8 protein-coding genes are annotated in these 5641 nt (G+C 63.1%); 5 read left to right on the top strand and 3 right to left on the bottom strand.

The annotated features are described in order from the left end of the window. The first annotated feature begins 82 nt into the window (after positions 1-82). From accB to aat, 3 genes are read left to right on the top strand one after another with little or no spacing between them, the layout of a single operon-like run. A complete protein-coding gene (gene accB, locus EOD15_RS27365) occupies positions 83-541 on the top strand; it encodes an acetyl-CoA carboxylase biotin carboxyl carrier protein (protein ID WP_023812132.1) in 459 nt (152 codons plus the stop codon). A 10-nt stretch (positions 542-551) separates the two neighbouring features. Next, positions 552-1895 (top strand): acetyl-CoA carboxylase biotin carboxylase subunit, encoded by a 1344-nt coding sequence (gene accC, locus EOD15_RS27360; protein ID WP_023812133.1) that lies wholly within the window; start codon positions 552-554, stop codon positions 1893-1895. A gap of 12 nt (positions 1896-1907) precedes the next feature. Continuing rightward, complete coding sequence (gene aat / locus EOD15_RS27355; RefSeq protein ID WP_127269232.1) at positions 1908-2525, top strand: leucyl/phenylalanyl-tRNA--protein transferase; 618 nt, start codon at positions 1908-1910, stop codon at positions 2523-2525. Positions 2526-2553: 28 nt separating this feature from the next. Here the strand turns inward: aat and EOD15_RS27350 are convergent, their stop codons facing one another. The 3 genes from EOD15_RS27350 to EOD15_RS27340 form a co-directional block, all read right to left on the bottom strand. Next, entirely contained in the window at positions 2554-2940 is a 387-nt protein-coding gene (locus tag EOD15_RS27350; RefSeq protein ID WP_127322832.1) for a hypothetical protein, read from the bottom strand. A gap of 75 nt (positions 2941-3015) precedes the next feature. After that, positions 3016-3606, bottom strand: coding sequence for a DUF2155 domain-containing protein (locus EOD15_RS27345; protein ID WP_127322831.1), 591 nt, complete (start codon positions 3604-3606; stop codon positions 3016-3018). 124 nt (positions 3607-3730) lie between these two features. Continuing rightward, positions 3731-4129 (bottom strand): NADH:ubiquinone oxidoreductase subunit NDUFA12, encoded by a 399-nt coding sequence (locus tag EOD15_RS27340; protein WP_013531353.1) that lies wholly within the window; start codon positions 4127-4129, stop codon positions 3731-3733. 228 nt (positions 4130-4357) lie between these two features. Between EOD15_RS27340 and panB the strand changes: the two genes are divergently transcribed. After that, positions 4358-5200 (top strand): 3-methyl-2-oxobutanoate hydroxymethyltransferase, encoded by an 843-nt coding sequence (panB, locus tag EOD15_RS27335; RefSeq protein ID WP_127409015.1) that lies wholly within the window; start codon positions 4358-4360, stop codon positions 5198-5200. Continuing rightward, a partial coding sequence (locus EOD15_RS27330) for a pantoate--beta-alanine ligase (RefSeq protein WP_148129655.1) occupies positions 5197-5641 on the top strand: 445 nt, incomplete at its 3' end. The genes panB and EOD15_RS27330, both read left to right, overlap by 4 nt.

Raw genomic sequence — 5641 nt, 5'->3', positions numbered from 1 at the left:
GCTTTGGGCCGCTCGGCTATACGCTGGCGCTACAGGCGCTGGCTGCACGCCTATGACCGGCCAACAAACAGAAGGCTCGAAAATGTCGATAAAGAAGACCGGTGTTGACCAGCAACTGATCCGCGATCTGGCGGGCATACTGAACGACACCAATCTCACCGAGATCGAGGTTGAACTCGGCGACCTGAAGGTGCGCGTCTCGCGGCAGGCGCCGGCTGTTCATGCAATCGCAGCGCCGCAGCAAGCCTATGCGCCGGCAGCAGCGCAAGCTGCCTCCGTAGCTCTGCCCGTTGTGGCAGATATTTCCAAGAACGCAGTCACCTCACCGATGGTCGGCACCGCCTACCTGGCGCCGTCGCCGGACGCCAAGGCGTTCATCGAAGTCGGCCAGAAGGTCAAGGAAGGCCAGACGCTGCTGATCATCGAAGCGATGAAGACGATGAACCAGATCCCCTCGCCGCGCGCCGGTACTGTGACCGCGATCCTTTTCGAGGATTCGCAGCCGGTCGAATATGGCATGCCGCTCGTCGTGATCGAATAGAGCGGGCCTGATGTTTCAGAAGATCCTCATCGCCAATCGCGGCGAAATCGCCCTCCGGGTGCTGCGCGCCTGCAAGGAACTCGGCATCCAGACGGTGGTGGTGCATTCGACCGCCGATGCCGACGCCATGCATGTGCGGCTCGCGGACGAGAGCGTCTGCATCGGTCCGCCGCCATCGCGCGACAGCTATCTCAACATCCATCAGATCGTTGCGGCCTGCGAAATCACCGGCGCCGACGCCGTGCACCCGGGTTACGGCTTCCTGTCGGAGAACGCCAAGTTCGCCGACATACTGGCCGCGCACAACATCACCTTCATCGGTCCGTCCGGCGACCATATCCGCATCATGGGCGACAAGATCGAGGCCAAGCGAACCGCCAAGCGCCTCGGCATTCCGGTTGTGCCCGGTTCGGACGGCGCCGTCACCGACCAGAAGGAAGCCAGGCGCATTGCCGCCGAGATCGGCTATCCCGTGATCATCAAGGCATCGGCCGGCGGTGGCGGACGCGGCATGAAGGTCGCCCTCACCGAGGCTGACCTGGAGATCGCCCTGCAGACGGCGAGCACGGAAGCCGGTGCCGCCTTCGGCGACGATGCCGTCTACATCGAGAAATACCTGGAAAAGCCGCGCCATATCGAAGTCCAGGTGTTTGGTGACGGCTTTGGCCGCGGCGTGCATTTCGGCGAGCGCGACTGTTCCTTGCAGCGCCGCCACCAGAAGGTCTGGGAAGAGGCACCCTCGCCCGCCCTCAACGCCGAAGAGCGCGCCCGTATCGGCGGCATCTGCGCCAAGGCGATCGCCGACCTCGGCTATTCCGGCGCCGGCACCATCGAGTTCCTCTACGAGAATGGCGAGTTCTATTTCATCGAGATGAACACGCGCCTGCAGGTCGAGCATCCGGTGACGGAAGCGATCACCGGCATCGATCTCGTGCATGAGCAGATCCGCGTCGCCTCCGGTGGCGGCCTCTCGGTGAAGCAGGAGGACATCAAGTTCAACGGCCACGCCATCGAATGCCGCATCAACGCCGAGGACCCGCGCACCTTCACCCCCTCGCCCGGCACGATCACCCATTTCCACACACCGGGCGGCCTGGGCATCCGCGTCGATTCCGGCGTTTATTCCGGCTACAAGATCCCGCCATACTATGACAGCCTGATCGGCAAGCTGATCGTGCATGGGCGTAATCGCGTCGAGTGCATGATGCGCCTGCGCCGCGCGCTGGACGAGTTCGTCGTCGACGGTATCAAGACGACGCTGCCGCTGTTTCGCGATCTCGTCGGCAATGCCGACATCGCCAATGGCGACTACGACATCCACTGGCTGGAAAAATATCTGGCCAAGGAAGAGTAGCGCGGAGACGCGATGACCCGCCCCTACGCGCCCGGCTATCGCATCCCCACCGACCTTCTGCTCAAGGCATACGCCTCGGGCGTCTTCCCGATGGCAGAAAGTGCCGGCGACCCGGAGGTGTTCTGGGTGCGGCCGGAGACGCGCGGCATCATTCCGCTCGATGGTTTTCACGCGCCGAAAAGCCTCAGGAAAACGATCAGGAAGAACCCCTTCGACATCCGTTTCGATTTCGATTTCGAAGCGACCATCGACGGCTGCGCCGAAAAGCGCGTGGAACGGCGCTCGACCTGGATCAATGCGCCGATCCGCGAAGCCTATGTCGAGTTGCATCGGATAGGCCATTGTCATTCGGTCGAGGCGTGGCGCGAGGACCGGCTGGTCGGCGGCCTCTATGGCGTGTCGCTCGGCCGGGTGTTTTTTGGCGAGAGCATGTTCGCCAGGGAGACAGACGCTTCCAAGACCTGCCTTTTCTATCTCGTCGAGCGCTTGAAGGCACGCGGCTTCGCTCTGCTTGACACCCAGTTCACCACCGAGCACCTCAAGCGCTTCGGCGCGGTCGACGTGCCGCGCGGCAAATATGAAAAGATGCTGGCCGACGCGCTGAAGGGCGAGGCCGTATTCTATCCCTGACGCCGAATTCTATCCCTGAAGATTGAGCCTACTTCCCGGTGGCGGCTTCCAATGGCGTCTGCGAATGGAACATCATCTTCCAGCCATTGACGCGATGGACATAGCCGGTGCTGACCAGCGCGACGTAAGGTTCGCCGTTCTCGCGTGTCGCATGTGCCTCGTAGGTCAGCATGATGATGTCGCTGCCCGGCTCGATAATACCCTTGAGGTCGATTTTCAGGTCGCGCCAGCGGTTGGGCTTGGTTGCGGTCTTGGCGAGATCCGCATTGTCCATCGCCTGTGCCATCTGCGGAAACGCCACCAGGCATTCGGTGTCGACATTGGCCGCATAGTAGGCCGCGTCGCCCGTCCAGAATCCCTTTTCGAGTTCCAGCAACTCTGCCTTGCCGGCTGTGATCCGCTTGCTGTCTGACATCGGAAGATCCTCCCTGCGCATAGATGCGCGCTCATCCGTGCCCCAACGTATGGTGGCAAGGACGGTTCCGGAGGATCAGTTGGTGTCGGTCGTATCGGGGTCCGAAGCGTCCGGCTCCGTCACGCCAGGCTCTGTCACGTCCGGAGCGGTCGCGGTTTTCGGTTTGGCCGCCGCGGGCTTGGGCGCCTCGGCTTTGGTTGCGTCAGCCTTGGCGCCGTCGGGCGCCGGCACATCCGACTTCTGCTTGCATTCCTTCAGCCAGACGTCGTAGACGGCATGCTCGACGGCATTGAGGCCGGGGCTTTCGGCAAACATCCAGCCGGTGAAGATGCGGCGGATCTTGCGGTCCAGCGTGATCTCGTCGACCTCGACGAAGGAATCTGTCTTCGGCTCTTCGGTCTGTGGCCGCGAATAGCAGACGCGCGGCGTCACCTGCAAAGCGCCGAACTGCACCGTCTCGTCGATATAGACATCGAAGGTGATGATGCGGCCGGTGATCTTGTCGATACCGGCAAACTCGGCAACGGCATTGGTGACCCGGTCCGCTCCGGCGGGCAGCGCCGGAGCGGGTGCCGCGGGCTCAGGCGAAGCGGCGAAGGCCACGGTGCTGACGGCAAGACCGGCGGCTAGCGCCAGACTGGCCGATATTGAGTAAGAAAAGCTCATGCAAAGATACCGGTGGTTCGCGCCCGGGTGATTCTGTCGATCGCCAAGGCTAGTCGCCGTTTTCTGATCAGCAAGCAGCTAAACACCAATTGTGGCGATAAAGGACCGGCTTGCACCCTGTCGCCTACGACCCGGGTGTCCAGGCGTCGTAGTCGCCGGTGACCTGCGGGCGGTGCTGATTGGTCAGCACCGAGCCCTTCGGGCGATAGGCCGCCGGGCTGCCGGTCAGATTGGGCTGATGCGGCTTCTGCCAATCGCGCGGCTTGTAGTCCTCGCTGGACGGCGCGACGTCGACGCGGTGGTGCATCCAGCCGTGCCAGCCGGGCGGTATCGCCGAAGCCTCCGAATAATTGCGGTAGATGACCCAGCGGCGCGTGCGGCCTTCCGAATCGATGCCGCCTTCGTAATAGAAATTGCCGGTCTCGTCCTGGCCGACCTTCTTGCCGTACCGCCACGTGTGCAGGCGGGTTCCTATCGTCTGGCTGTTCCACCAGGTGAAAAACTGCGTAAGGAAAGTCTTCATTTCAAAACCCTCGCGCCGGCAGCGCCCGTTTTCCTGCTTATGGCGTCAGGCCTTGCCGAAGGCAAGGCTTTTGCCACGGCGTGCGCGCAAATGGCTTGCCTGAAGCCCGACACAAGCCTGTGATCCTCCCGGTCGCTGCATGCACGCTTGCCAAGCCTTTGCGGTATTTCTAAAGCTCTGCGCGCCCATGCCTGCATCCAGCCCGGCTTGAGGCCAAGGAGGTGACGATTGGCCACGGAATTGCCGACCACCGACATTCGCATCAGCGCCGAGGCGATTCGCCACCGCAAGGGCGGCACGCCGATCGTTTGCCTGACCGCCTATACCTATCCCATCGCCCGTCTGCTCGATCACCATGTTGACCTGCTTCTGGTCGGCGACAGTGTCGCCATGGTCCTGCATGGCCACAAGACGACGCTGGGCGCCTCGCTGGAGATGATGATCGCACATGGGCAGGCCGTGATGCGCGGCTCGGCCAGGGCCTGCGTCGTCGTCGACCTGCCGGCCGGCACCTATGAGGCAACGGCAGCGCAAGCCGTCACCTCGGCGCGGCGGGTCGTCGACGAAACCGGCTGCCAGGCGGTGAAGCTCGAAGGCGGCCTCGACATGATCAGCCAGATCGAGGCCATCGTCGCCGCCGGCATTCCGGTGATGGGACATATCGGCCTGCAGCCGCAATCGGTCGAGAAGGACGGCGGCTACAAGATCAAGGGCCGCACCGAGGAGGCTGTTGCGGCATTGCTTCGCGATGCGCTCGCCGTCGAGAATGCCGGCGCTTTCTCGGTGGTCATCGAAGGCACGGTCGAGAGGGTCGCCGCCGATATCAGCCGCCGTCTCGCCATTCCGACCATCGGCATCGGTGCCAGCGGTGAATGCGACGGCCAGATCCTGGTCATCGACGACATGGTCGGGCTGACCGTCGATCGCGTGCCGAAATTCGTCAAGGAATACGCCGACCTGCGCAGCGTGATCTCGCATGCAGCGGAATCCTATGCAGCCGAGGTGCGGGGCCGGACATTCCCCGGCCCCGGCCATGTCTTTTCGGCGACAAACAGCAGGGACGACACATGAGCCAACCCGTCGTCGTCGACAGCGTAGCCGCACTTCGCGCGCAAATCCGGGACTGGCGGCGCGACGGCCTTCGTGTCGCCATGGTGCCGACCATGGGTGCTTTGCATGACGGGCACATCTCGCTGGTCAGGATCGCGCTCCAAAAAGCCGAGCGCTGCGTCGTGTCGATTTTCGTCAATCCGACGCAGTTCGCGCCGAGCGAAGACCTCGACAAGTACCCGCGCCAACTCGCCCGCGACCTCGACCAACTGGGCGCGGCAAAGGCCGACCTTGCCTTCACACCGACGGTTGGCGAGATGTATCCCGCCGGCTTCGCCACGAAAATCTCGGTCGGCGGCCCCTCCGGCGGGCTCGAATCGAACTTTCGGCCGACCTTTTTCGACGGCGTCGCCACCGTGGTGGCAAAGCTCCTCCTGCAGGCAACGCCCGACTGTGCGGTCT

The sequence above is a fragment of the Mesorhizobium sp. M7A.T.Ca.US.000.02.2.1 genome (assembly GCF_003996995.1).
In the GTDB taxonomy this organism is placed as follows: Bacteria; Pseudomonadota; Alphaproteobacteria; order Rhizobiales; family Rhizobiaceae; genus Mesorhizobium.
This window is presented reverse-complemented; position numbering and strand designations above follow the sequence as displayed.